The sequence below is a fragment of the Bacteroidota bacterium genome, assembly GCA_030706745.1.
In the GTDB taxonomy this organism is placed as follows: Bacteria; Bacteroidota; Ignavibacteria; order Palsa-1295; family Palsa-1295; genus PALSA-1295.
Genome location: JAUZNX010000001.1, coordinates 97,155 through 123,447, shown reverse-complemented (window position 1 = coordinate 123,447; position 26,293 = coordinate 97,155). Strand labels below are relative to the sequence as shown.

The 26,293-nt window shown below is 54.2% G+C and carries 21 protein-coding genes; 13 read left to right on the top strand and 8 right to left on the bottom strand.

What is annotated here, in order from left to right; genetic code table 11:
* Positions 1-216: 216 nt before the first annotated feature.
* Positions 217-534, top strand: a complete 318-nt coding sequence (locus Q8902_00550; GenBank protein ID MDP4198043.1) for a hypothetical protein — start codon at positions 217-219, stop codon at positions 532-534.
* A gap of 18 nt (positions 535-552) precedes the next feature.
* On the opposite strand, the gene Q8902_00545 is transcribed toward Q8902_00550, so the two are convergent.
* From Q8902_00545 to Q8902_00535, 3 genes are read right to left on the bottom strand one after another with little or no spacing between them, the layout of a single operon-like run.
* Positions 553-1,176 (bottom strand): hypothetical protein, encoded by a 624-nt coding sequence (locus Q8902_00545; GenBank protein MDP4198042.1) that lies wholly within the window; start codon positions 1,174-1,176, stop codon positions 553-555.
* A gap of 10 nt (positions 1,177-1,186) precedes the next feature.
* Complete coding sequence (locus Q8902_00540) at positions 1,187-1,576, bottom strand: VOC family protein (protein MDP4198041.1); 390 nt, start codon at positions 1,574-1,576, stop codon at positions 1,187-1,189.
* Positions 1,577-1,585: 9 nt separating this feature from the next.
* Positions 1,586-2,899, bottom strand: a complete 1,314-nt coding sequence (locus Q8902_00535; GenBank protein ID MDP4198040.1) for a YCF48-related protein — start codon at positions 2,897-2,899, stop codon at positions 1,586-1,588.
* Positions 2,900-3,143: 244 nt separating this feature from the next.
* On the opposite strand from Q8902_00535, the gene Q8902_00530 reads away from it, so the two are divergent.
* The gene (locus Q8902_00530; protein ID MDP4198039.1) at positions 3,144-5,204 is read left to right on the top strand and encodes a T9SS type A sorting domain-containing protein; all 2,061 of its coding nucleotides are present in this window, start codon (positions 3,144-3,146) and stop codon (positions 5,202-5,204) included.
* A gap of 15 nt (positions 5,205-5,219) precedes the next feature.
* Here Q8902_00530 and Q8902_00525 read toward each other — a convergent pair whose 3' ends face one another.
* Entirely contained in the window at positions 5,220-6,272 is a 1,053-nt protein-coding gene (locus Q8902_00525; protein ID MDP4198038.1) for a DUF1028 domain-containing protein, read from the bottom strand.
* Between the two features lie 39 nt (positions 6,273-6,311).
* Positions 6,312-7,124 carry a T9SS type A sorting domain-containing protein gene (locus tag Q8902_00520; GenBank protein ID MDP4198037.1) on the bottom strand — a complete coding sequence of 271 codons (813 nt, stop codon included), beginning with the start codon at positions 7,122-7,124 and terminating at the stop codon, positions 6,312-6,314.
* A 162-nt stretch (positions 7,125-7,286) separates the two neighbouring features.
* Between Q8902_00520 and Q8902_00515 the strand changes: the two genes are divergently transcribed.
* The 6 genes from Q8902_00515 (at position 7,287) to Q8902_00490 (ending at position 17,210) form a co-directional block, all read left to right on the top strand.
* Complete coding sequence (locus Q8902_00515) at positions 7,287-9,167, top strand: FAD-dependent oxidoreductase (GenBank protein ID MDP4198036.1); 1,881 nt, start codon at positions 7,287-7,289, stop codon at positions 9,165-9,167.
* 249 nt (positions 9,168-9,416) lie between these two features.
* Positions 9,417-10,337, top strand: a complete 921-nt coding sequence (locus Q8902_00510; protein ID MDP4198035.1) for a sulfide/dihydroorotate dehydrogenase-like FAD/NAD-binding protein — start codon at positions 9,417-9,419, stop codon at positions 10,335-10,337.
* A 67-nt stretch (positions 10,338-10,404) separates the two neighbouring features.
* On the top strand, positions 10,405-11,934 hold the full coding sequence (gene gltA, locus Q8902_00505; protein ID MDP4198034.1) for an NADPH-dependent glutamate synthase: 1,530 nt from the start codon (positions 10,405-10,407) through the stop codon (positions 11,932-11,934).
* On the top strand, positions 11,931-13,853 hold the full coding sequence (locus tag Q8902_00500) for a 2-oxoacid:acceptor oxidoreductase subunit alpha (protein ID MDP4198033.1): 1,923 nt from the start codon (positions 11,931-11,933) through the stop codon (positions 13,851-13,853). Before gltA ends, Q8902_00500 begins: the two co-directional genes overlap by 4 nt.
* A complete protein-coding gene (locus Q8902_00495; GenBank protein ID MDP4198032.1) occupies positions 13,850-14,893 on the top strand; it encodes a thiamine pyrophosphate-dependent enzyme in 1,044 nt (347 codons plus the stop codon). Before Q8902_00500 ends, Q8902_00495 begins: the two co-directional genes overlap by 4 nt.
* Positions 14,826-17,210 carry a ferredoxin gene (locus Q8902_00490; GenBank protein MDP4198031.1) on the top strand — a complete coding sequence of 795 codons (2,385 nt, stop codon included), beginning with the start codon at positions 14,826-14,828 and terminating at the stop codon, positions 17,208-17,210. The genes Q8902_00495 and Q8902_00490 overlap by 68 nt, the downstream gene beginning before the upstream one ends.
* Before the next feature lie 166 nt (positions 17,211-17,376).
* Here the strand turns inward: Q8902_00490 and Q8902_00485 are convergent, their stop codons facing one another.
* Entirely contained in the window at positions 17,377-19,497 is a 2,121-nt protein-coding gene (locus tag Q8902_00485; protein MDP4198030.1) for a T9SS type A sorting domain-containing protein, read from the bottom strand.
* 467 nt (positions 19,498-19,964) lie between these two features.
* On the opposite strand from Q8902_00485, the gene Q8902_00480 reads away from it, so the two are divergent.
* From Q8902_00480 to Q8902_00470, 3 genes are read left to right on the top strand one after another with little or no spacing between them, the layout of a single operon-like run.
* Entirely contained in the window at positions 19,965-21,824 is a 1,860-nt protein-coding gene (locus Q8902_00480) for a 2-oxoacid:acceptor oxidoreductase subunit alpha (protein MDP4198029.1), read from the top strand.
* Positions 21,824-22,240 (top strand): VOC family protein, encoded by a 417-nt coding sequence (locus Q8902_00475; GenBank protein ID MDP4198028.1) that lies wholly within the window; start codon positions 21,824-21,826, stop codon positions 22,238-22,240. Before Q8902_00480 ends, Q8902_00475 begins: the two co-directional genes overlap by 1 nt.
* 29 nt (positions 22,241-22,269) lie before the next feature.
* Positions 22,270-23,325, top strand: a complete 1,056-nt coding sequence (locus Q8902_00470; protein ID MDP4198027.1) for a 2-oxoacid:ferredoxin oxidoreductase subunit beta — start codon at positions 22,270-22,272, stop codon at positions 23,323-23,325.
* Positions 23,326-23,362: 37 nt separating this feature from the next.
* Here Q8902_00470 and Q8902_00465 read toward each other — a convergent pair whose 3' ends face one another.
* Positions 23,363-23,689, bottom strand: a complete 327-nt coding sequence (locus Q8902_00465) for a DUF5615 family PIN-like protein (GenBank protein ID MDP4198026.1) — start codon at positions 23,687-23,689, stop codon at positions 23,363-23,365.
* Positions 23,690-23,701: 12 nt separating this feature from the next.
* On the bottom strand, positions 23,702-23,929 hold the full coding sequence (locus Q8902_00460; protein ID MDP4198025.1) for a DUF433 domain-containing protein: 228 nt from the start codon (positions 23,927-23,929) through the stop codon (positions 23,702-23,704).
* A 134-nt stretch (positions 23,930-24,063) separates the two neighbouring features.
* Here Q8902_00460 and Q8902_00455 point away from each other — a divergent pair, with 134 nt between their 5' ends.
* Positions 24,064-24,774, top strand: coding sequence for a carboxypeptidase-like regulatory domain-containing protein (locus Q8902_00455; protein ID MDP4198024.1), 711 nt, complete (start codon positions 24,064-24,066; stop codon positions 24,772-24,774).
* Positions 24,775-25,005: 231 nt separating this feature from the next.
* A complete protein-coding gene (locus Q8902_00450) occupies positions 25,006-26,247 on the top strand; it encodes an acyltransferase (GenBank protein MDP4198023.1) in 1,242 nt (413 codons plus the stop codon).
* Positions 26,248-26,293: the final 46 nt, after the last annotated feature.

Here is a 26,293-nt window from a genome sequence, read left to right as displayed (position 1 = left end):
GAGAATTAATAATTATAAGCGCAATTCCGTTACAAAGGTACGATGAAGAACCGGGATTACGCCGGTGATGGGGATTGCGCGGATTGATTTTTCAGAATTATTACTAAGTAGTGTCATTGCGGCGCGGCAGAAGGCCGACGAAGCAATTCCGACTATGAAGGCTATCTCTTCCCAGAATGAGGTCGATTCACAAGGACTTCTTTGAAACTTCTTGATATGACAAACACAGAAGCCCACTATAATGAGATTGCCTCGCAACTTGCGGAGGAAGGTGCAGTGCCAAGCCAAATGTTCGGCATGCCGACGCTGAAGATCAAGGGCAAAGCATTCGCCGGACTCACAGGTGAAGCAATGGTCTTCAAGCTCACTGGCGAAGCGCACAGTCGCGCACTTGCCACAAAAGGAGCGAAGCTCTTCGAGCCGATGGCTGGACGTCCAATGAAGGAGTGGGTCGTCGTCCCGCTCACAAGTGCGAATCTGTGGCCGAGCATTGCAAAGGAAGCCCTGGACTACGTTGCCAGGCTGAGGAAGTAAACTAAATTGGAAAATTAGCTATGGAAGGCGATGAAGGACTTTCTCCATCCTTATCGTTTTCGACTTATGCTCTCGGATTTCAGGCAGCCGGTGTGCGACAATCTTCTTGAGAGTATCGCGATCCTCGCCCTTGGCAACTGGCTCGGCTTTTTCCACATACGTCGGCCATTGATTGATGGGGGCCGTCCGAATGATATCGAGCATCAGTGGTACGCACTCTCGCGCATGTTTACCGGCCGAGAGCGTTGCGAGAATCGTGATTGCATGATCGCGTGCAATGACGGACTCGCCATCGGCAGCTTTCAGAATTGCCGCGAGATGCGCGTGTACTTCTTCCGGCTTCACACTCGCACAGCAATCGAGCGCGCACATTCCGCCCCAGACAAGGCGCTGATGCTTGCTCGTTAGAAGTGTGGCAAATTCATCTGTGTACTCCGCGATCAGTTTCGGCTCGCGCTCACCTATTTCATAGAGCGTTTTAATACAGTCAGACGCAAGACGTTTGTTCTTGTCGGCTAAATGCTCGACAAGCTCGCGCACTGCCTTCACGTCTCGCGTAAGAGTGATGTCCTCGGCAAGCGCGATGTCTGCGGCGTTATCCCGCTCGCCACGCGAAGAAGAGAGGCGTTCGATAACATTCATAGGAGAATTATTATGGGAGTGCTCTGGCAAACGCAATAATGTGCTCATCCGGGTCGGCAAGATAAACAACATCATGCCCCCAATCACGCCGCGCCAGGGGACTCAGCAGTCGCGCGCCGGATTCGATGGCGAGCGATGCATACAGATTCGGATCATCCACAGTCAGATATAGCTCGCATCTCGGAATATCGCGGGTGAGTTCTGGATTTTTGATTGAGTCACCGAGTAATCGCTTAATGCCACGCGAGGGCATGAGTCCCAGCGTGGCGTCACCGATTTGGAATTCCGTCATGCCGGGAACATCGAGCGCCGGGGTAAGTCCTAAGATGGCAGCATAAAAATCGCGGCTGTGTGCTTGATCGGCAACGTAGAGAATCACCTCGAACGAGCGAATAGTCATGAGTCTTGCCTATTGCACGATGGAGAGCAGGATAATCCCGCCATCACCAACGATGACCGCGTGTACCGCATCCGAGAATGCCGAGCCATGGTAGGCGATGGCTCCTGTAGATTGATTTTTCCATGTCTGGCCGGTATCGGCAGTGACGAGGATGGTGCCTTGCTCGCCTACTGCAACGCCATGTCCGGCATCGGCAAACGAGGTGGAGAACAAGCTGTTCGTGACGCCACTCATTTGTGTTTGATATGCTTGATCCTGATTGCGCATCGAGATAAAGCCGCTATCACCCACTATGAACACATGGCTATTATCCGGCGCCCAGGCCGACCAGAGATTGATATCGCGGTACGTGGGCCGGTCGCCATTCCAGCCTTCTCCGCCACTTTGTGTCGTAAGCGTATACGCATGCTTGCCGACGGTCAAGCCGATATTCTTGTCGGAGAATGCGACGGCATACAGCGTATCGACGCCAAATTGAAGCCCCTGATCTGTCCACGTAATCCCCCGATCTGTGCTCCGCTCCAGAATGCCTTCGGTGTGGCTACCGGGATAGAAGCCGGCCAGTTCGATTGTCGTGGAGTCGGGACAGGAGATCGAGCGAACATTGCCCAAATACGAATATGCACGCTTCCAGGTGAGTCCGCCATCCTTTGTCATGAGAAGCACTCCACTATCGCCAGCGACAACTCCATTCAATGCATCGTAAAAGTGGACGCAATACAGATCGACGTTTGATGGTTTAGGCAGCGTACTCCACGTATTGCCACCGTCCGAGCTTCGCAGAAATGTCCCTTCGAATCCAACGGCAAACATCAGCGCCGGACTGCCGGCATAGCAGACCGCTTGCAAGTTCTTTTGGGTCCCGCTCGGGACGTTGCGCCAGCCGACGATCGCACTGTTACCCGCACTTCCTGCCAGCAGTGCGAAATTTGCATGGACAGTCTTCGCATTGAGGATAGTGACCGGACGCGTGAGCGTGATGTAACCCGGCTTTGCGATTGTGACGGTCGTTATGCCCATCGCAACGCTGTCGAACTCGACCGCGCCCGAAGCATCGGTCTGCTTGCTTTTGCCGGATGGCGATAGTGTCACGATTGCCCCGAGCACCGCGATATGCGTGGCGCTATCCGTCACGGTCCCGGTGAATATTCCGCGCCCGGCGGCACCGGCGCTATTATCACTTCCCGGATCGGTGGTCGTGCTGCTGGAGCAACTCGATAGCCATACAAGACTAACAACGAGGAGTGCCGGAATCAGCGCGCGAGAGTGTAAGCGAACAATAGAGGGGATACGATGCGGGAATATCATGGGCGAATAGGACATGGGAACGTCAAAAGAATCATGTACTAAGTTTGCAGATAATAACCGCTCGGATATCTAAGATGTTGCCTGTTTCTTTATCCACTATGTGACGAGCCACTTCGCGTCCTTGATGATGAGTCATGGGGTGATCGTGTGGGAGTCTCTCGGGATATACTCAACTGGCATATTTTCCGATGTTGATTGGTTCTTTATGCAAACATACATTGCTGTGTCAGCCCCTGAACATTCTTTTTTGTCAACGACCATGAGGCGACGTCTCTCGCTAATCGGTGTGGTTCTCACACTCATACTCTCTGTTGCGCCGTGTGCGAACGCGCAGTGGGTGCAAACCAATGGCCCATCCGGCGGTCGCGTGTTCAGCATCCTCGCGAGTGGCTTGAATCTCTTCGCGGGGACAGAACGCGGCGTATTTCTCTCAACCGACAACGCGGAAAGTTGGACGCCCACCGACAATGGGCTCACTCCGTTCGCGATTTCCCTTGCTGGCAACGATACGAACCTGTTCGAAGGATTAGCCTCTGGTGGCATTTTCCGTTCAACCAACAGCGGTGCGACATGGAACGCAATCAATAGTCCTTTCTCCCAGGGATATGAAGTGAGAGCGCTTGCAGCAAGCGGCACACATCTCTTCGCTGGTGGTAGTAATGGAGGGTTTCGTTCGACCGATAACGGGACCTCTTGGACTCAGGTCATCCCATACTCTGTTCTGGCCTTAGTCGTCAGCGGAACAAACGTCTTTGCGGGGACCGATGGAGGAGGTGTCTATGCTTCGTACGATGCCGGAGGCACATGGGCGGACGCTAATACCGGGTTAAATCAGACGCATGTTGGAAGCCTTGCCGCGAATGGTACAGATGTGATTGCTGGGACTGCTGATGGGGTCTTTCGCTCTACGAATAATGGCGCAAGCTGGATTGATGTTAATTCAAGTCTGACACACAGCAATATTTTTGCACTTGCCGTAAGTGGTTCGAGTATCTATGCGGGCACTGCTGCTGGCATATTCCTTTCGACCAACAACGGTTCAAGCTGGAGCGCAGTAAATACCGGATTGACGAGTCTATTCATCCATGTGCTCATCGCAAATGGAACGAACGTCTATGCCGGAACGGAGGGAGCCGGTTGTTATCGCTTGTCAAATGGCGGCACTCGCTGGCAAGCCTCCAGTACGGGCTTGCCCATTATTGGAGTGCTTTCGCTTCTCGTGAGCGGGCCGGATCTCTATGCCGGTACATACGATGCAGGCGTGTTTCGCTCGACCGATAACGGCATGAGCTGGACAGCATCGCGCGACGGCGCGACCTTCTCGATTGCCAACGTCCTTGGGATCAGCGGTGCAACCCTTTTTGCAGGTACCTACGGCGACGGCTTGTTTCGCTCGACTGACAGCGGCGAGAGTTGGGAGCCTTCGGTTACCGGTTTGCCAAAATCGCCGATAATAGCATTCGTTGCGAGTGGCCCAGCAATCTTCGTCGGCACGCAGGATAGCGGGGTATACCGCTCGACTGACACTGGCCACACTTGGACTGAATCCAATGCCAGCCCACTGAGTATTCAAGTCTACGCACTTGTCATTGTGGGGCCCAATCTCGTTGCAGGAACGCAGCATGGCGTGTTCCGCTCGAGTGACATCGGCACACATTGGACGAAAGTCGGTAGCGGATTGACGGACTCGATGGTGCTCGTGTTCGCATTAACGGGCAGCAACCTTTTTGCGGGAACATCCCAGGGCGGCATCTTTCGTTCGACCGACAGCGGCACTAGTTGGACGCCGGCAAGTTCAGGTTTGCCCATTCCGTATCCGTACATCAATACCTTTGCCGTCAGTGGCACAAATCTCTTTACAAAGGCTGGCAAGCTTATGCTCTCGACCGATAGCGGGACAAGCTGGACTTCCATCGAAAGCGGAATGGTCAATGACTCGATCGAGTCGCTCGCTGTCGGCAGTACCGATCTCTTTGCTGGGAATGTTGATGTCGGCGGTGTTTGGCGCCGCCCTCTTGCAGAGATGATCCCCGCGAATGCCGTCAATGTCTTGCCACGTGCGGAACACTCGATCATCGGGTATCCAAACCCATTCACCCAATCCACCACCATCAGCGTTTCAACACCGGAGAGTGGAATAGCGGACGTGACCATCGTGAACCTCCTCGGCACGGAAGTAAAACGGATATTCTCCGGTGAGTTAGGCGCTGGCGAACATAGCTTCTCGTGGGATGCGCACGAGTTTGCGCCGGGTATATATGAGTGCGTTATCACGACGAATGGCGTTGTGGCTCGCGTGCCGATCGTCCTCGCGCGATAGCAGGCGGAGGGATCATCACTCCACGATAACCTTGCCCGCTCCCAGCATAACCGATTGCGGCACACTGCCGCGCGGCTGGCCATAGAGCCGGTAGAAATAGACGCCGGAGGCGAGACCGCTCCGGTCCGCTGTGACGCGGAAGATACCATCGCCACCATCCGCGGGATTCAGGACGATCCGTTTCATAGCAGTCCCGACGCAGTTGATGAGCGTGAGCGAAATAGAACTCACATTCGTGATGCCGTGGATCGTAAACGCGATATGCGTCTCATCTGCGGATGCTGTAACCCTCACAGATCCAGTTTGTACCGGCGTATTAGTCACGCCGGAACTTGCTTTCCATTGATTGTAGAGATGTTGCAGCGAGTCGATCGGTTCGACGCCGGTTGGTACAGCCGGAACGTTGAGGTCTAGTGAGAATGAAGTCAGCCCGTCGGTCTTCTTGGCAACTCGGAGAAAGGAGGATTTTGACGACGTTCCATCGGCGATGCATCGGGTATCGGCGCCGGGTATCTTCGCGCCCTGGAGTCCGGCCATAAGCCGATCGGCCAGCGGGCCGGTGGCTGCGAGGAAATTCGACTCGATTTGCTCGAGCACGGTGCTGTCCTTTAGGATATTGCCTTGGATGCAATAGTAGGGACCCACGATGTGGTTTTTGTAGTCCATGCAGCTATCACCAGTGAATCCAGCGCTGTGGACCGGACCGGCCAATGTCACCACCCCGTATTGCCGGAAGGCGGGCGTGCCTTCGGCATCGTTGGCCCGAAGCGAATCGATAATCTCTGAAGGCGTGTGATGTGCCTCCATGAGATCGTATCCAAAACTCTGATTATCGCTATTCCAGTAGGCCTGCGTGTGGATAGCGCCAATGCCGGGATGAACATCGCTGATAATGATGCTGCTCTGGATGCAACTCGCACCAGCACTGCCAACCTCACCAGTCACCGTATCGACAGCGACGATAGAAAAGGTGTCCTGCGCTCGAACCGATTGGCTGATACATATAAAGGCAAATGACAGGCTCCAGATCAGGACGCCGAGGAATGTCCGAACGTAGTTGGCTTGCATGGGTGCAAACTTACGACGTTCGGACCGGAAAGCAATCTATTACTTCATCCAGACGATCCGCTTGGACGGGCTTTCGCCTTTGTCCGTTACGAGCTTATAGAAATAGGAGCCGCTCGGGAGATCGGTGGCTTCGATCAAGAGATCGCTGAAGACATTCGTCACGTGATACCGCTTCACCTCGCGGCCATCCTCGCTCGTGAGTATCATTTCGCCGCTCGCGACGCCTTTCGGCAGATCGTACGCGATGCGCACGCGGCCGCTCGCGGGATTGGGATAGGCGGAAGTGGGAAGCACGGCATCGGGCAGTGATGAGGAGGCATTGATGATTCCCGCTTTTTGTGGGCAGGGCGGGAGTTTGCCCGGGAGGGAATAGACTTCTACAATTGAGTCTGCGAAACCTCTACCTACAATCATCTTCGTTCCACCTGGGGTGGATCTGATGCCCAAGACGGCTCCCTCAATTTCTTGGGAAGCTTGAACGGCGCCCAAATAGCACGTATCGCAAGAGAACAGAACCGTGCCATCCTCCTTGAAAGCTCGCAATCCTTGTGTCGGATAGCTTGACAAGAGGACTTGATAAGAGCTATCAAGTGCAAAAAGATGCTTCGCAATCATTTGGATTCGAATCCAGAGATCTGATGGGACAAGAATGACGCGATCAAGGGAATGATCGAGATTGAAGATCGATATTGAATCCTTTCTGTTGAAACTTACATACTTCCAAACTCCAGAATCCACTTCGACCAAGCAAAATCCATTGTCAGTCGTATTTTGATAGCTATGCTCCAGCGTGATCTGCGTCCGCGCCGAGACGGCGAACAGCAGAAGAAAAAGTGTAACGAAGTATTTCATGATGCTTGGGAGTGATGAATGATACTCGTAACAACCTCGGGCGGGCGATTTTGTTACACATGAGCCTCGGCCCGAAGGTCGAGCTACACCCACTACCCCGAACGCCAGCCCCGTCCACTCTGTTAGCGAACCCGTCGTCAAAAATCAGACGTTTGAACTCACGTGAAGCCCACAGACACACAGAATCCGGATTATTTTCATAAAGTAGTCGATTGCCAATGGGCGTGCCCGGCGCACACGAACGTGCCGGAGTATATCCGCATGATCGCGCAGGGGCGGTTTTCGGATGCCTACATGGTCAACCGCGAGTCGAACGTGTTTCCCGGAATTCTCGGACGCACGTGTGACCGTCCCTGCGAGCCGGCCTGCCGCCGCGAGCGCGTTGACGGCAAGCCCGTCGCGATTTGCCGCTTGAAGCGCGTCGCCGCCGATCATCGGGATGACATTTCGGATCGCCTCCCCAAAATTCCGACCGCGAAGAACGGCAAGCGCATCGCCTGTATCGGCGCGGGACCGGCATCGCTCACGGTCGCGAACGATCTCATGCCGCTGGGCTACGAAGTCACGATCTTCGAAGCGATGGATAAACCGGGTGGACTCATGCGCTCGAATATCCCCTCCTTCCGTCTGCCCGCACACGTGCTCGATGAAGAGATCGCGATGATTGTCGATATGGGCGTGGATGTCAGATATAATTCGCCAGTTAGGAGTCTCAAGGGACTGCTTAACGGCGACCAATCGGCCGTAGGGCTTAATGGCATCAACCCGTCTTCGAATAATAAATCAAATTCAAAACGGGCTAACGCCATTAGCCCCTACGAATTCGAAAAATTCGACGCGATTTTCGTTGGCTCCGGCGCACCACGCGGTAAAGATCTCGAACTTCCCGGACGCAAAGAGGCTGCCGCGAACATCCACATTGGCATCGACTGGCTGTTTTCGATTGCGTTCGAGCACATCAAGTCGATTGGCGAGCGCGTGCTCATCATTGGTGTCGGCAATACCGCGATGGACTGCTGCCGCTCCTCGCGCCGGCTCGGCGGCAAGGATATCAAAGTGATGGCGCGCCGTCCGCGCAAGTATTTCAAGGCCTCACCGTGGGAGCTCGAAGATGCCGAGGAAGAAGGCATCGAGATCGTTGTCAATCACTCGCCCAAGCGGTTTGTGATCGAGAACGGCAAACTCGTCGGCATGGAGTTCGAGCGCGTCGAGTGGAACGAGGGCGCGACCGAATCGCGCATCATTGACTCGGTCATCATTCCCTGTGATGATGTAATCCTTGCAATCGGTCAGGACAACGCCTTCCCTTGGATCGAGCGGGATCTCGGTATCGAATTCGGCAAGTGGGACATGCCAAAGGTTGATGAGAAGACACACATGTCCACGCGACCTGGCGTGTTCTTTGGCGGCGATGCGGCCTGGGGACCAAAGAATATTATCTGGGCTGTCGAGCACGGCCATCAAGCTGCGATCTCGATACACAATCATTGCAACGAGGTCCCGGTGACCGAGCGTCCGGCGCGTGGCAAGAACCTCGTGAGCGTGAAGATGGGCCTCAGCGAGTGGTCGTATCACAACAACTACGATCCTGCGATGCGTCAGAAGATGACGCACGTCGATCTTGTCGAACGCTTCAAAAATCTCACAACGGAAGTAGAGCTTGGTTTTAATGCCGAGCAGACAGCACACGAAGTCCAGCGCTGCCTGAACTGCGACATGGAGACGGTCTTCTTCGCGCCGAAGTGTATCGAATGTGATGCCTGCATCGACATTTGTCCGGTGCAGTGCCTGACGATCACGCGCGATGCCCCGGATGAGAACGAGCTCCGAAAACATCTTTCCGCACCAGCAACGAATCTCGATCAGGCGCTTTTCGTCAGCGAGGCCCTGAAGCAAACCGGCCGTCTAATGGTCAAGGACGAAGACATTTGTGTTCATTGTGGTCTCTGTGCCGAACGCTGCCCAACTTTTGCGTGGGACATGCAGAAGTTTGATGCGATCATTCCGAAAGCGATTGACATGAAGGATCTGGTAATGGCGTAGGCAAAGCTGCAAATCATTAGTGTAACTGGAGGCCATTCGCGGATGCGAATGGCCTCTTTACGTTTCTGAGATCGGGGATGAGTCATTATCCATATTGATTGGAATCTCGAAGTCGCACCTAATTAGTCCTAAATAAAGAATCCTTACGAAATAGACCAAATGATAAGAAATCTTTACTAGTCTCTGAGCATCCGTCAACGTATTGTATGATGAAACTGCTACGGTATGATTTTTATGCAGTAGATTGGGGTGATAAATAAGTTATCCCCTGTTCGTCCTGCCTATCAACCATTTGAAATCCTTACGCGTGAGGATTATTCGGATGTCACGTATATGCTCGAGGTGCATCATCCCCAGATGGCCCGAGCTGCCCAACCCGGCCAGTTCGTGATAGTGATGTCCCATGCCACCGGTGAGCGTATCCCGCTCACCATAGCCGATTTCAATCGCGATAAAGGCACAATCACCCTCGTTATCCAAGCCGTCGGCAAGACGACCATGGAAATGCGACAGACCTGTCAGGCTGGAACCGCCCTTTATGGCATGGCCGGGCCGATGGGCATTCCAAGCCACGCCAGCACAGCCAAGAAGGTGATCTGCGTCGGTGGCGGGCTGGGTGTCGCTCCGGTGTATCCGCAGGCCCGCGCCCTCAAAGAGAGCGGCGCGTATGTCATCGGGGTGCTGGGTTATCGGAATAAGGACCTGATTTTTTGGGAAGACAAGTTTCGTGCGATCTGCGACGAACTGATTATCTGTACCGACGACGGCAGTGCAGGCATTAAGGGCTTTGTCACGGACGGCATCAAACAGGCCATTGCAGCACACTCCGACATCCAGGAAGTCGTGGCCATTGGTCCGCCCGTCATGATGAAGGCAAGCGCACAAGCGACCAAGGAAGCCGGCATCAAGACAATGGTGAGCCTGAATCCAATCATGGTGGATGGTACCGGAATGTGCGGTGGATGCCGCGTGAAGGTTGGCGAGAGCGTCAAGTTCGCTTGCGTCGATGGGCCAGACTTCGACGGCCATCAAGTGGATTTCGATGATTTGATGCTGCGGCTTCGACGCTACAAGGAAGAAGAGCGCGTCGCAACGCAGCGATGGTCCGATTCCTGCCGGATGAACGACGATAGTATTGCTGCCGCAGGATTAGCGGCTGCGGTCTCCTAAGGAAGAAGCCGAAACTCCCGCCCGAACAATTCAGCGTAATCAGTACTAATCAGCGCACGACAGGTCGATGGCAAAGAAACGCACAGTCCGAACGATCCACCAGGAACGGACACCGGTACGAGAACTTGATCCTTTTATCCGCGCCCACAACTTTGAAGAGGTTAATTGCGGCTATGGAGAAACCGAAGCCATCCGCGAGTCCGAGCGGTGCCTCTTTTGCCCAGACCCGAAGTGCATCGAGGGCTGTCCCGTATCCATCAACATTCCAAATTTTATCCAAAAGCTCGGCGAGCGGGATTTCCGCGGAGCCTACGATGTCATTACTGCAACCAACCTGCTGCCTGCGGTTTGCGGAAGAGTGTGCCCGCAAGAGAACCAGTGCGAAGGCGTCTGCACGGTTGGCGAGACGTTGGAATCGGTCGCGATTGGCCGGTTGGAGCGATTCATCGGCGACCTGGCAATTACGAACGGTTGGGTGAACAAGCCATACATTCAGCCCAGCAAGAACACCGATGGTGCTCCATTTAAGATTGGAATCGTCGGCTCCGGACCCTCCGGGATGGCCTGTGCCGCCGACATGGCGAAAGCTGGATGCGATGTAACGGTCTTCGAAGCATTCCACGAAGCGGGCGGAGTTCTTCGGTACGGTATTCCTGATTTCCGGCTTCCAAATTTAGTCGTTGACGCAGAGATCGAAAAGCTGAAATCGCTCGGCGTCAAGTTCGAGTGCAATACCCTCGTCGGTCGGCTCTTTACCATTGAGCAGATGATCGAGGAGTTGGGATTCCATGCCGTGTTCATCGGAACAGGTGCAGGGTACCCAACGATGCTCGGAGTTCCGGGAGACTCGCTGAACGGTGTGCTCTCCGCGAACGAGCTTTTGACGCGCTGCAACCTGATGCGTGCACGGGATTTCCCGCATGTCGATACGCCCCTGCCACTCGGCAAGCATGTCGTCGTTGTCGGCGCAGGCAATACCGCGATGGACGCACTGCGCGTGAGCAAGCGCCTGGGAGCCGAGACCGTCGCTTGCGTCTATCGCCGTTCGAAGGCGGAGTGCCCTGCACGCGCCGAGGAAGTTCATCATGCCGAACAGGAGGGCATCGAATTTCACTGGCTCTCGAATCCGATTGAAATTTTGGGCGATGCCGAAGGATCGGTGCGAGCTATTCGCTGCATTCGGATGGAGCTTGGCGAACCAGATGCTTCTGGACGCCGCCGGCCAGTCCCGATACCCGGAAGCGAATTCGAGATCGAGACCGATGAAGTGGTCTATGCGATCGGAACGAACGCCAATCCGATCATCGGTCAAACGTCGAAGCTGAAGCTGAACAAGCGCGGCTACATCGAGACAGACAGCAAGCTTATGACATCGCTCGCCGGCGTTTTTGCTGGCGGCGATATCGTTACCGGCGCGGCGACGGTCATCGAAGCGATGGGAGCAGGCCGCAAGGCAGCCCGTGGTATGAAAGCGTTCTTAGGCATTCGCGATATCGGTCCGCTTCAGAGACTGGCAACTGGCGACGGTTGCGCTCCATCTTTATTCGGGATCGATGTTCGCGAGCATAATTTTACGAGAGTGAGGGTCGGTGCATGATAGCAGCAGGTGAAGTAGGTACCGTGAAGAATGGCAAGGCCGCGCGTAAAAACGCAGGCGTGCAGGCTGCCGGTGGCGTTCTGGCACGCAAAGTCACACGGCTTAGCGAACATATTGTCGAGATCATCAGCGATTCCGGCGAAGGCGCTCAGAAGTGTGGCCAGTCCTTTGGCGCGATCGTGGCCCAAATGGGCTTAGGCGTCTGGACGACCGAGATTATTCCAGCCGAAATCCGGCCTCCTGCTCGTAGCGTCGCCGGCGCGAGTGGAAACAGGATCCGCATCGGATCCAAGCACATATCGAATGGTGGCAACGAGACGGATCTCGTAATCGCATTTAATGAGCAGGTCCTTCTGGGCCGCGTTCGCGCGAACGAGCTGAAGCCGGGCTGTACGATCTTGTTGGAATCGATGTGGCGCGATGATCGTCGCATCGCCACGACATACGCTGATGCCGTCGACCAGCTGCTGGCCGCAGGCTTCAAGGTCGTCGAGATCCCGATGGATAAGGAATGCCGCAAGATTGTCTCTGACCCGCGCAAGGGCAAGAACATGTTTGTCCTTGGCATCTTGTGCGGATTGTACAGTCTCGATCTTCAGACTGCGCGCGATCAGGTTGTGCTTACGTTCGGCAAGAAGTCGGCGAAAGTCATTGAGAGCAACATTGCACTGCTCGATGCCGGTTATGCCTGGGCTGACGCGAATCTGGATTTCAAATACGAGGTGCCTGCCACCAAATCGACGGAGCCACAAATTGTCGTCAACGGCAATACCGCACTCGCTCTCGGCGTGCTCGCATCCGGAATGGAAATTTGTGCGATGTATCCGATCACACCCGCGACCTCAACATCGCACTACTTGAGCGATGCATTTCAGGAAGTCGGAGGAGTCGTGCATCAGGCCGAAGATGAGATCGCGGCATGCGCGTTCGCAATCGGAGCGTCCTATGCCGGCAAGTGTACGGTCACCGTCACATCCGGCCCCGGATATTCCCTGAAACAAGAGGCGATCGGACTTGCCGTGATGGGTGAGATTCCACTCGTGGTGATTAACGTTCAACGTGGCGGACCCAGCACTGGACAACCAACGAAGACCGAACAGGGCGACCTGATGACGGCGATCTTCGGCAGCCACGGGGATGCACCGAAAGTGGTGATCGCCCCGGGAACAATCGAGGAATGCTTCTACTCGGTCATCACCGCCCGAAAGATTGCCGAGACGTTCAACATGGTGGTCGTCATCCTTTCGGATGCGAACCTTGCGAGTTCACAACAGCCGTTCAAACGGCCCATGTTCGATGAAGCGTGGTTGGCGCCGCCCATCGACCAGAGCGCGATCCCTGCTGGCGCAAAGCCATACGATTGGGATCCGAAGACGGGCCTTGCGCGCCGGTTTATTCCGGGTCAGCCCGGTGGCATGCATACCCTGACCGGACTCGCACATGACGAGAACAGCCACGTCGCTTACGATGCCGAGATCAACCAGCGAGCGATGCGAGCGCGAAGCTTGAAGCTCGCGACACTCCAAAAGACTCTGAAGCCACCGACCGTATTCGGTGACCGCACCGGCGATCTGCTCGTCATCGGATGGGGCAGCACCAAAGGCGCGATCGAGGAAGCTGTGGAAGGATTAAGACAGGAAGGTAAGAAAGTATCCTCGACGCATCTGACCTTTATCCAGCCCATGCCACCCGGCATTAAGGAGATCCTGGCTGGATTCAAGAAGGTCATTACGATCGAGAACAACTGGTCGGACTCACCCGTGGACGAAATGATCGATGAGTCCAACCGCCGGTATTCGGCGCTCGCAATGCTGCTGCGCTCGCGATACCTGGTCGATGTTGATTGCTGGAGCGAGTGCCGTGGCACGCCACTCAAGCCCAACACCGTGCGCCGCGTAATCCTGGAGGCAATTGCATGAATGAACTGAACGTATTGAATGGCGCCAACGGCGCAAGCATGGTTGCGCCAATGGCTGCGCCTATTAATGTAAATGACTGTCTGCTCCAACTCTACGAGGAGCACTATGAACTCGAGGACTACCAGAAGGGCGTGCCGCGCTGGTGTACCGGTTGCGGAGATAACGCGATTCTTACTGCCGTCCAGCGTCTGTGTCGCGACGAGAAGCTGGCACCCGAAAAGACGGTATTCGTGTCCGGGATCGGCTGCTCGAGCAGACTACCGCATTACATGAATACCTACGGGTTTCACAGCCTTCACGGCCGGGCATTGCCAATTGCTGAAGGCGTTCGGCTCGCACGGCCGGATCTCAAAGTGTTCGTGAACATGGGCGATGGTGACTGCTGCTCGATCGGCGCCGCGCATTGGATTCATGCGATCCGCTATAACATGAACATGACCGCCATGTTGCACGACAACAACATCTACGGTCTCACGAAAAAGCAGGCATCCCCGACTTCTCCGATCGGACTGAAGACAAACACGACGCCACGCGGAAGCTATCTTGAAGCGCTAAACCCGCTGACTGTGACACTTGGCGTATCCAATGTCTCGTTCGTCGCGCAGGTGGTGGATTGGATTCCGAAGCTGTTGTATCAGACGCTGTCGGCCGCCTATCATCACAAGGGTTTTTCGTTTGTGAGGATCATTCAGCGGTGCCCCGAATGGCTGCCGACGCACATGGACGAGTATCTGCATGATCCGCAGCGCGTGTTGCTTCTGCATCACGAGAACGGTCTTGAGATCGATTCCGAACTGGCCAAGCGGTACACCAAGATGGAAGAGCATGATCCATCCGACCTGAACCGTGCGAGAGAGATCGCTTCGGGCAGCGATCCGATCCCGGTAGGCATCCTATATCGGAACGAGAACGTGCCACTCTACGAGGAGGTCCGTGCCGACACACGGTTGCGAACGACCAGTCTGGTTAAGAATGGACTCGAGGCAGAGTTCGACAAGTTCACAATTTGGCCCGAAGGGCACGCTCGGGCAACTGCATAAGGCCGCATTGGAGTATGACATGGAAGTGAAAGCTCAAGATCAGATCGCGTTCTACCTCACAGGCCAGCATAATGGCTCAGGACTCAAGCCGCTGGAGCAAGGCTATCGACCGGCGTTGTTTGCGCGTTATGCGGACCTCAGCGCACTCCGCTACGATTTCCCGATCGTGCTCAACACGGATGGATCGCCAGATCGCGCCATTCTCTCGCTCAGTGGACTCGTGGACGATGCCGTCGAGGCACTAGATGATAAAGATCGCGACCGCGTCGCACAGCAGGGCTACCAAATCGAACGCGAAGTGCGCAAAGAATTGTCCCACCTCGGCGGGCGCACGAATGGCACAACGACCGATTTCAAGGCGCTTTGGAACGCGGCGGCAACCCGGCTGGCCCTCGAAGACCTAACCGTTGCGGACTCCGCCAAACGATTATGGGACCTGTTCAAAGCACGAGGTGAACTTGTGGATGTGGAGTTCGCATTGCCTTCCCGTGCGGCGCGCCATGTGTGGAGCGTAGTCCAGGCGAGCAAGACCAAAGCGTTTCGCGCAAAGGCCGATCGACTCCTGCTGAAGCTTCACGGCATTCTGGATGCCGAACTCGCAAGTTCCGACCGAGGCCGCTCGCCCGAGCGCCTCAAGGCTGGGATCGCAGCGCAAGACGGAACATCGTTCGCAACGACGTTTGATTTCGATCTGATGTCGCGCCTCCTGATCGAGGCGAAACCGGGTATCGCACTTTCCGAGTCTCGCCGCAAACGGATCCAGGGTGTCATTGACGTACTCGAAGGGCAGCGATTTTACGAGGCGCCACGCAGCCAGGTCGCCCAGGACGCCAAGGTCCATAGCTTCGTGTTCTACAACTGTGCTGATGCTTTGCAGGCCTACAAAGAGCGCCGTCGCGAAGCCGTCGATCTGCTGAAGGCTCTCGCAATCGCGGAGTTGGAAGTCAATGGCGAATACCGCGAATCAGGAAAGGCGATCGACACTGATTCTACCGGCGCTCCATCGCACGACTCGATCTTCGAGGATTTTGGAATCGGTGGGCTCGACGCCAGTCTTCTCGCAACGTTGCCGGACTATCTGGTATGCAAGAACAGCTCGGAGCTCAGCGCCGAAGAGTCGTTGCAGATTGTAGAAGCGTTATCAACGGGACTTCCGATTCGAGTCGTCGTTCAAACGGACGACTTACTTGAGCCATCGGCGATCGGACGAGCAACACTCGCCGTACCGGAGCGACATCTTGCCCTGGCATCGCGCTCCCGCCAAATGCTTGACACCGCGATCAGTTTGACCGATGTATTCGTGCTGCAATCGAGTGCATCGCAGTTGTTCCGTTTGCGGGACGCATTACTGCGCGGCATGTCGTACAGCGGCCCAGCATTCTTCAGTGTGTTCTCAGGCTCGACCGGTCATAATGGAGACGTGCCCGCGTACCTTGTTGCTGCAGCCGCAGTGGAGTCGCGAGCGTTTCCGACGATCGTCTTCGATCCCGCCGCTGGCGCGGACTGGGCGACCCGGCTTGTCATTGATGATAATCCCAGCCCCGAGGATGGCTGGCCAGTGCATGCGTTCGAATACGAGAGCGCAACGCATCAATCATGCACGGAGCAAGTCGCATTTACACTCGCTGACTTTATCGCGATGGATGACCGCTTCCGAGAGCATTTCGCGATCGTGCCTGAGGGCGATTGGAATGATGCGATGATCGCGATTCCCGAATCGCTTCGACTAAAACCCCAGAGTCTTCCAAACTCAGTACCGTTCATCACGCTCATTGACAGTGGATCCCGTATGATGCGGGCCATTGTCAATCGCCGTGCATTCGAAGAGACGCGTCGATCCCAGAACTTATGGCGCAGTCTGCAAGAGTTGGGTGGGATTAACAACTCACACGCTGCACTCGCGGAACGCCTCGCCGAGGCGCGCGCCGAGGAGCGACATGCCGAGCAGATCAGGGCACTCGGTGCCGCGCCTGCATTAACAGTACAGCCTGTGATAGAGCCAACTGCGGCTCCCGCGCAACCAGTGATGGTTGCCGAAGTTGCTGTCGCTATAGTTGAAGAAAGTCACGGCGACGACCCATACATCGAGACATCCCGATGCACCACGTGTAATGAGTGTACGCAGGTCAACAACAAGATGTTTGCCTATAACGCAGAGAAGCAGGCCCACATCGCCGACCCGAGCGCCGGTACGTTCCGCCAATTGGTCGAAGCGGCCGAAGGCTGCCAGGTCTCCATCATTCATCCGGGAAAACCTCGCAACCCGAAGGAGCCGGGATTGGAAGATCTGCTGATCCGCGCCGCGCAGTTCAATTAAGCAGATCTGTCTTCCGAGCCGACGACCACACTCTTTGCTATAGTTGATTGTTCTCAGCCGAGCATCATTCCTCAGCCAGCTTGGACAGGCGATGATAAATGTGGCGGCGAAGGGTTACTCGATGCAGACTTTGGAAGTGCATGACTTCGTTGCCGCTCAAGACAACTTAGTTGCTAATCACCATCGTGCCGGCTTGTTCATTGTCATTCGTGATTAAGCGATAGAAGTACACACCCGCAAGCAAATCGTGCCGATCGAACTCGATGTCATGCTCGCCCGCATCCATTATACCTTCGTTCACATGTCTCACCTCCCGGCCTGTGGCGTCGAAGACCTCCAGAGTCGCAAAGCTTGCTTGCCCTACTAAAAAGTGTAGCGTCGTTGAGCGAGTGAAGGGGTTCGGCGAAGTGCTACTAGTTCTTATGTTTGGGTCTTCCTTTTTCAGATCGACGGAAGAAAACATCTGTGTAGTGTCGTGCCGGTGACCCGTTCTAAATACTTCGGTATCGGTGGTTTCACCTGTTTTGGTATTAATTACGTGCCAGTAATACGTCGTCATCGTATCAAGTGTGATGTATTGGCCATTAATCGAATCAATTATGACGATTTGTGTGAGCTGGGGATCCTTCGCAATTTCTGCTCGCCCACCTTTTGGCTGATCCGCGATATCCCAACTAAGCCTGATCGGCGTTGGAATAGAATCAGAACCATTGCGAGGATATAGGTTAAAGGGAGCATCCGCAGCCGATGTCGTGAATCTCCAGACCGGTGTGAACGCACCATAATTGTATGACCTCGCCATCCAATAGTACGTTGTTGATGGCAATAAATGCCCGGATGCTTGATTACTTTTGTAGGCGTCGTACCCATACTCGCCGTACCAACAATTTGTGACGAGCTCAAAAGAATCTGTCGAAATGAAGATGGTTGCATAATCCGCGTAATAGCGGTAATCATGATAGGTTATGATGTCCCATTCGCGTTCGACTGGCTCACCGACATTGGTAGCGCCATTCGGAGGCAAGACTAAGCTTATTGGGTATCCAAGAGGAAAATACTCCAGTAAGCCTGACGGAGTCGAAGCAATACTACGACCGGAATCATCAAGCGCCACTACCCCCCAATAACGTGGGCCAGGAGAATACCCACGAAAATCGAATGCAGTATCAGGCCCACGGTAAATACCTGATCCATCATATTCTAGAAGATATTCTATTGCGCCAGGCACTCGGTTCCACTTAAAATGAATCGTATCGGAATAGATCGTATCAAAAACTTGCGGCGAAATAAGCTGCACTATGTTCCAATACTTTATGATGGTATTGGTAAACCAGCCGACAGAACTCCCATCGTGAGTAAAAAATTGAAATAGCATCTTCGCTGCTTTGACTTTTCCTGCTCCGGCCAGCGTGACACCATCAGTGTCGAAATCGGTTGGGCAGAACCACCTTAGCGTAGTGTCCATCCATGTCCGGGTACCATCTGCCCAAAAGTATGGCCCCCACGCAAGCCAGGGAACGTTCTCTGTTTGTGGCATCGGTCCTCCAGTGATGGAAAATAGCAAAGATGCATCGTGATTGATCTGCTCTTGAATTAGCCACTTGACTGCCCATCCAGTTTGATACGCGTACGGCTCCCGAATAACGCCCGTAGTCGCATACCCCGCATACGCGCTGCTAGTAAGGTAGCAGTTCTTCAGATTCGGAAATAATTGATGGAGCTTTTGAAAGACCTGAACGTAATAGTTTTTGAGGGTGTCAGCATAGCGATAAAAAAGCGTATCGGTTTGCCGCAACAAGATATCTTCGAACCACATTGCCTGCACCTGCTTCGGTGTTGCTCCAGCAGTGCTCAAGGATGCTAAAATATTATTCCAAGCCTGTCCAGAGGTCAAAAACTGTTCGACATCCATGCCCGGCTGCGAACAATCGATAAATTGCAAGGCAGTGTTCTTTTGTGCGAAGGTATCGATCATGTGCTTGAACTCTGATGCTTCAGCCATGCGTTCGCGCATACCGAAGGCGATCATAACGATCTTGCCGTGTAGGCTATCGACGAAGCCATTCGTGTTTAGTGGGACAATCGTCGCGGCCCGCTGGAACCCTTCCTCATCGTGGACTCCGCCATCCCCACTATTCGAACCGTACGGATAGAGCCCGGCTACTTCGTCGTGATTCTTGGCAAGATCGGTGATCGAATAATAGCCCGTTGAGGTGTGGGAGCAATTTTGGGCGCGAAGGCTGACTGAGCAGGCGATTGCGATCGCAAGACAAAGTGTGGTACGCATGGTTTCCGAACGTTTGTTACCCCAAATGCATCAACTCCTAAAAAAGAACACACAACCATCCCAAAAGTATCGGCATCTCATTGGATTGTTGACTCAGATTCTGAATTCTGTCGCATTCGGCTTTCCACTACCTGGGCGGAGTAGTTACGCGAAATCATCTGCACCTGCCCATTCCGCGGAGCAACACCCTTCTACCGGTGTTCTGCGCCCTCGGTGACTTACCATAATTCCTGACCTATAGTGCCGGTTTTGCGATCAAGCTCGCCAACGTCAATGTGACGGGTTCGACGCGCGATAAGAGCTTGAATCAGCTTCCTCCCGGAACCCCTCGCCGTTTCACCTGTTTTCGTGGCCCGGCGCGGAGTAAGCTGTCTCTCGGCTTTGTTATGACCGCCCGTGGATGATCCCCGCGTTCGCGAGGACTCATGCACCATGGATGATCGCCTATCCGCCGAATTATTGAAATAATGCCAGGTATTAACGATTTCGCTATCAAGCTTGCCAACGTCAATGGGACGGGTTCGGCCAGCGCCAATGGACTGCTGATGCAGACTATGTTTCGCATGGGCATTCCCGTCGCGGGCAAGAACCTCTTCCCATCCAATATTCAGGGGCTCCCAACGTGGTACGAGATCCGCGTGAGCGCCAAAGGTTACGGCGCCCGTGCGTTGGATTACGACTTGATGGTCGCGATGAACGGACAGACCTACGCGAAGGACGTCGCGGAAGTGCGCTCCGGCGGATATCTTCTCTATGACTCCTCCTGGCCGCTTCCGAATGAGCTCTACCGCGACGATGTGACGTTCCTTGGCGTGCCGCTTTCGGAGATGCTCACGAAGACAGTGCCCGAGCCGCGTGCGCGCATTCTCATGAAGAACATCATGTACTCCGGTTCGCTCGCCGCGCTGCTCGGTCTGGATATGGAGATCATTGGAGAGCTGATCAAAGAGTCGTTCGGCAAGAAACAAGCGCTGCTCGATGCGAACAAAAAGGCACTGCAGGCAGGCTACGAGTTTGCGCAAAAGCAATTCGCGTGTCCGCTTCCCTTCCATTGCGAGAAGATGGACGGAAATAAGAATAAGATTCTGATCGATGGCAACACCGCCTCCGCACTCGGTGCGATCTATGCCGGCGCGACGGTCGCTGCGTGGTATCCGATCACACCTTCGACATCGGTGATGGATGCATTCAAGAGCTTCGCGGACCGGTATCGCGTCGATCCGGAGACCAAGAAGAACAACTACGTATTCCTGCAAGCTGAGGACGAACTCGCTGCTATCGGCATGGTGATCGGTGCCTCGTGGGCTGGCGCGAGATCGTTTACGGCTACTTCGGGCCCGGGTATTTCGCTGATGAACGAGTTGATCGGATTTGCATACTACGCGGAGATTCCCGCTGTGATCATGGATGTACAGCGCACCGGTCCTTCGACCGGGATGCCGACGCGCACGCAGCAGTCGGACATCCTTCTGTGCGCGTATGCTTCGCACGGCGATACAAAACACATCCTGCTCTTCCCGGCAAATCCGACCGAGTGTTTCGAGTTTGCCGTCAAGTCGTTCGATTTGGCCGAGCAATTTCAGACGCCGGTCTTCATGCTTTCCGATCTGGATATCGGCATGAACGATTGGGTCACTGACCGCTTCACATGGGATGATAACTACAAGCCAAACCGCGGCAAGGTGCTGACGACCGAAGAGATCGATCAGCTCACGAGCTTCTATCGGTACTCACCTGTGGATGAAAACTTCGTTGCCGCGCGTACGCTTCCAGGTGTTAACTCGAAGGGGGCATTTTTCACACGCGGTTCGGGGCACAACCGTTTAGGCGGCTACACCGAAACGCCATCGGAATATCAGGAAGTGATGGACCGGCTGCTCAGCAAGCATCACGCGGCGGCGAAGTCTGTGCCGGAGGCGGTATTTGTGAAGAACAAGCTTCATTTCGTCGATGGAACGGGACATTGCGCGTCGATCGGAATTATCAGCGTCGGCGGTTGCGATGCGGCTTGCCGCGAAGCGATCGATATTCTCGAACAGGACGGTGTCGCGGCAGACTACATGCGCATTCGTGGGTTCCCATTTGGTCGCGAGGTCGAGCAATTCCTTCGGCGGCATGACGTCTGTTATGTGGTCGAACAAAACCGCGATGGGCAGCTTCGCTCGCTCCTGATCCTCGAAACAAAGACGCCGAAGGAGAAGCTGCTCTCGATCCGCGAGTATGGCGGATTCCCACTCTCGGCACGAACAGTCATCGAAGCGATTCAGCACAAGGAAGGCAAGCACGTCGTGCCAGAGCTGAGCGGCGGTATCTTAATGGAGGAATAATGTTCAACGCATTAGTACCTGAGCTTGACGTGTCAAATTATGATAGAAGCTTAGACTTTTATACAAATATCTTAGGGTTCGAGCTTGAGTATGACCGTTCAAATCCATCTTTTGCCCTTCTCTCCTATGGAAGTGCACAGTTGATGATCCAGGAGCAGAATACAGGATGGGCTTCGACGGGCCCCTTGGAGGCTCCGTATGGGCGTGGAATCAATTTCCAGATTACGACGAAGAATCTCAAGTTGCTCGCCGCAAAGCTCAGTGATCATAACTATCCGATCCACAGAGACATCGAAGAAACCTGGCGGAGGGCTGGCAATGAATTTGTTGGCGAGATCGAAATTCATGTTTTGGACCCGGACGGATATTTTCTCAGATTTTCTGAGATGATCGGACGAAAGACGTTTGGACACTAAATAACTGTTTATCAGAGGAAGATCACACCGTGCCATCGATAGTAAAACCAATCGTTACCCATCCGAGCCTCGAAAAGAACGCGCTCGGATTGAACGTGCGCGCCTACGAAGGCGCGATGAGCACGCTCTGTGCCGGCTGCGGACACGATAGCGTCACCGCCGCGATCACAAGGGCGGCGTGGAAGCTTGCGATCAAGCCGCACGAGATGACAAAATTCTCGGGAATCGGCTGCTCCTCAAAGACTCCGACCTATTTCGTGAGCGGAGCGCATGGCTTCAACTCCGCGCACGGCCGCATGCCAGCCATTGCGACGGGCGCTGGCGCGGCGAACCGCTCGCTCGTTTCCATCGGTATTTCCGGCGATGGCGATTCGCTTTCAATCGGTATCGGACAATTGGCGCACGCCATTCGTCGCAATCTCAATATTGTTTATATTATCGAGAACAATGGCGTTTACGGTCTGACCAAGGGCCAGTTCTCTGCCTCGGCTGACATTGGCTCGAAAAGCAAGAAGGGTGAAGCCAATCGAGTGTCGCCGATCGATCCTGTCATGCTCGCACTGAGTTTGGGTGTGACATTCGTTGCGCGCAGCTTCTCCGGTGAGAAAGAGCAGCTTGTGCCGATCATCGAAGCGGCCTTCAAGCACAAAGGCCTTGCGCTCATCGACGTGATTTCACCCTGCGTGACGTTTAACGATCACGAAGGATCGACGAAGAGCTATGCCTTCACGCGCAAGCACGAGTATCACGTGACCGATTCCGATGTGGTCTTTCCCGCCGACGAACTCATTGCGAGTATCGGCCGCAACGGACACACGGCCGTGACGATGCACGATGGCACCGTGGTCCACTTCACACACACTCCGGAAGGCTATGATCCGCGTGACCGAGCGAAGGTCTTTGCCTATTTGCACGAGCATCAGCAAGAAGGTAAGGTCCCGACCGGCATTCTGTTTATCGATGAAGCTCAACCCGATATGCATGAGATCATGGGCACGGCGGATGTGCCGCTGACACAAGTGCCATACACAACCCTTTGTCCCGGAAGTGCGAAGCTGGAGGAGTTGATGGCGGAATTTCGATAGACCGCTGAAACCGAAGGCTTGGAATAACAGTCTTACACTAATGGACGCTGCCGAACGCCCCGCCTCGTGACAACGGTGTAATTACCTTCGATTTCAAACTCATGCAGAACCTGCTGAAGTATCTCGAGGGATCGAACCGGAAGTGGAGCACGGCGGGAGGCGGCGTTAGCTTCTTGTGAAAGATCAGTTCGCCAAAATCGCGATCGAAGGTTAGCAATATGCGTTGCTGAGCAACGGCAGTTGATAGCACATCGGGATCCTCCGTAGCGGGCGCTATTTCTTGTATCCGAATGACATCGAATCCCGCCTCTCGCAGAAGCAAAACGCTACTTCGGGGAAAATTCTCATCGGCGAGAAAAATCACTCTGGTATAATCTCATCCAAATTGATAGACTTTGTCTTCGGTGAGACCTTCGGCCGCAAAGACAAAAAAGCTCCGGAGCGCTTCTGGCGAGATGCCCTCATAATTATCGAGGATCTGTGCTTCCGTCCATCCCTCGGCAAGAAGCCGGAGAATAAGTTCAACCGAAATCCGAGTGCCTTTAATGACAGGTTTTCCCGAGAGAATGCCGGGCACCGAGTGAATGTAATCTTGCCAGTCCATGACTTTGCGAACACTGTGTCCCGAGTGGAGGTTCTTGGGACTCACCGCGCGTTCCGATGTTCAGAGCACGCTTCAGGTGTAACAAAAACGATCTCGACGTGTTCTTCCGATGCACAACTAACGCGAGGTTACCCATGACTCCATCTCGGTCCACTCTCCTGTTCGCGATTGCCGTTTTCGTGATTGTTGCGGCAACCGGATGTAACCATACCACGTCTCCGGGCGGCGGCGGCATGATTGCCGGCCGAGTCGTGCTGTTCGATTCGACTCGAATGGAACTTTCCGATTTTTCGGGTACGAAAGTCAGCATCGATGGCACCACCCTCAGTACGCTAACGGATGCTGTCGGGGCCTGGCAAATCGGTGGCTTGCCCGAGGGACGCTATGATATCACTGCGTCAAAGCCCGGGTTTGGAACATTCCATTGGTACCAGCAAGTGATGGTAGGTGGGCGGCTTGATGTGCAGACTGCAGCCATTGCCAGGATGAAGGACTTCACCCCAGTCATTAGTCTTGGTTCCTTCGCGGGAGCTTTAAGTTTGTTTGACAGCGCTGGACACTCTATAATTGGCTATTGTGATATAGATTCTACGTCCAAGCCGTCAGACCCACACTTGGCAGTAACCATGTTCGATCCGGTCGATTGTTATATCTCCACCAATGACCTTAGGGCTGCTGGAGTGGCAAGCGGTCAAGTGTTATATGTTAGCGCATCAACGATTTTCGATGGATATGACGGGTACAGTATAGGATATGCGGTCTCTTTTTACGATCCGGTCCATCACGAGACGCGCTATGCCTCCACTGGTCCGAAGTCGAACGTGATTAAGGTTACAATGCCGTGACTCGCGAGCTGCATGAGGGTGCATTCTTGGAGTCACTTGCATTTGCCTCCTGGTTTTGTTAGGTTACTTCTCGGTTGATGGGCATCTATGCTTATTGAAAACCCTGCAGTCTCCATTTGAAACGTGATCTCTCCGATTCTATTGACTATTATCCAAGAATGATGGATTTGTCTGGTCATAAAAGAAGGCCCTTTGACACCCAAGCGCACGTTTCGGAGTTAGCAATCATCGATGCCCCAATCCTCAAATCCAGCCGGTACCAAGGTTCGCCTCGATTCCATCGACGCGTTGCGTGGCATAGCCGCGCTCATGGTCGCCGGCTACCACATTTGGGGTCATTACGGGATCTATCCGTTTCCATCACTCGGCGTCGTTCCATATACATCGGATGCGGGGTTCTTCGCGTACCTGGTTTCGCCGCTCAGATGGGGATACCTCGGCGTAAGTCTGTTCCTCGTGCTCAGCGGGTTTTGCATTCACTTGCCATTCGCGCGCAGAAAGCAATCGGGTGAGCAATATGACTTCAATGCGCGCGCATTTTATCTGAGGCGGTTGTGGCGGTTGTACCCAGCGTATGCTGTCTCGGTCATCGGTACGTTTCTATTGTTGACGCTTCTCTATCCAACGACGAGTACGGAAGTGCCATCGCACAATCTTGGCGATCTGCTTTCTCACCTTACCCTCACGCAAGGCTATTTCGACCGATACTTTTATAGCATTGTGAATGTCTATTGGTCTCTCGCTCTGGAGTTTCAGTTGTACCTACTCTATCCGATATTTCTTTATAGCTTCTACAAGCTTGGTGCGACGCGCGCTGTTGCCGTGCTTACTGTGGTCGCTCTTGCATGGCGGATTGTCTCGCTCGATGTGTTCCACTATCAACTTATCAGCATCTCATGGACTGGCCCATACGCAATGATGGGCAGTGTGCTCGCTCGAATGCCGGAGTGGCTATTCGGTGCATGGCTGGCTGAGTGGTATGTGCATGGCGGACATCAGAAGGCGAGAAGAATGTCGTTGGCATTCATCTCCGCACTAATATTGCTTTTGGCTATACTCTCATCGCTCGATCAACGTCTATGGTCGCTGACCGACATTCTTTTCGGTCTTGGGTTTGCGTATTTAATTGGAGCGTCGATCACCCCGCGAAAAGCGGTGATCGCATCAAAAGAACCGACTCGAACCTCATGGCTTGCAACCAATTTTTATCGGCGGCTTGTCTGGATCGGTACCATTAGCTATTCACTCTATCTCTTTCACGCACAACTTTCCTGGATTGCAAATCCCTGGATCAGGACTTTGCCAGGTACGATTCTCCCGTTCGCATTGCGGACCGTAGTCTTGATACTCTCGATTCCGGTTATCGCATTCATTTATCGTTTTGTGGAGGCGCCATTTCTAAAGGCACCGCGATTGGGAGAGCGTTTCCACAAGCTCTACGCACGGCTCGAGCATCAGGTAGAAGCGGGTTGATACCTTTCGATTGGCTTCGTTTCCATCAATCGCAGGTCCTATTGGC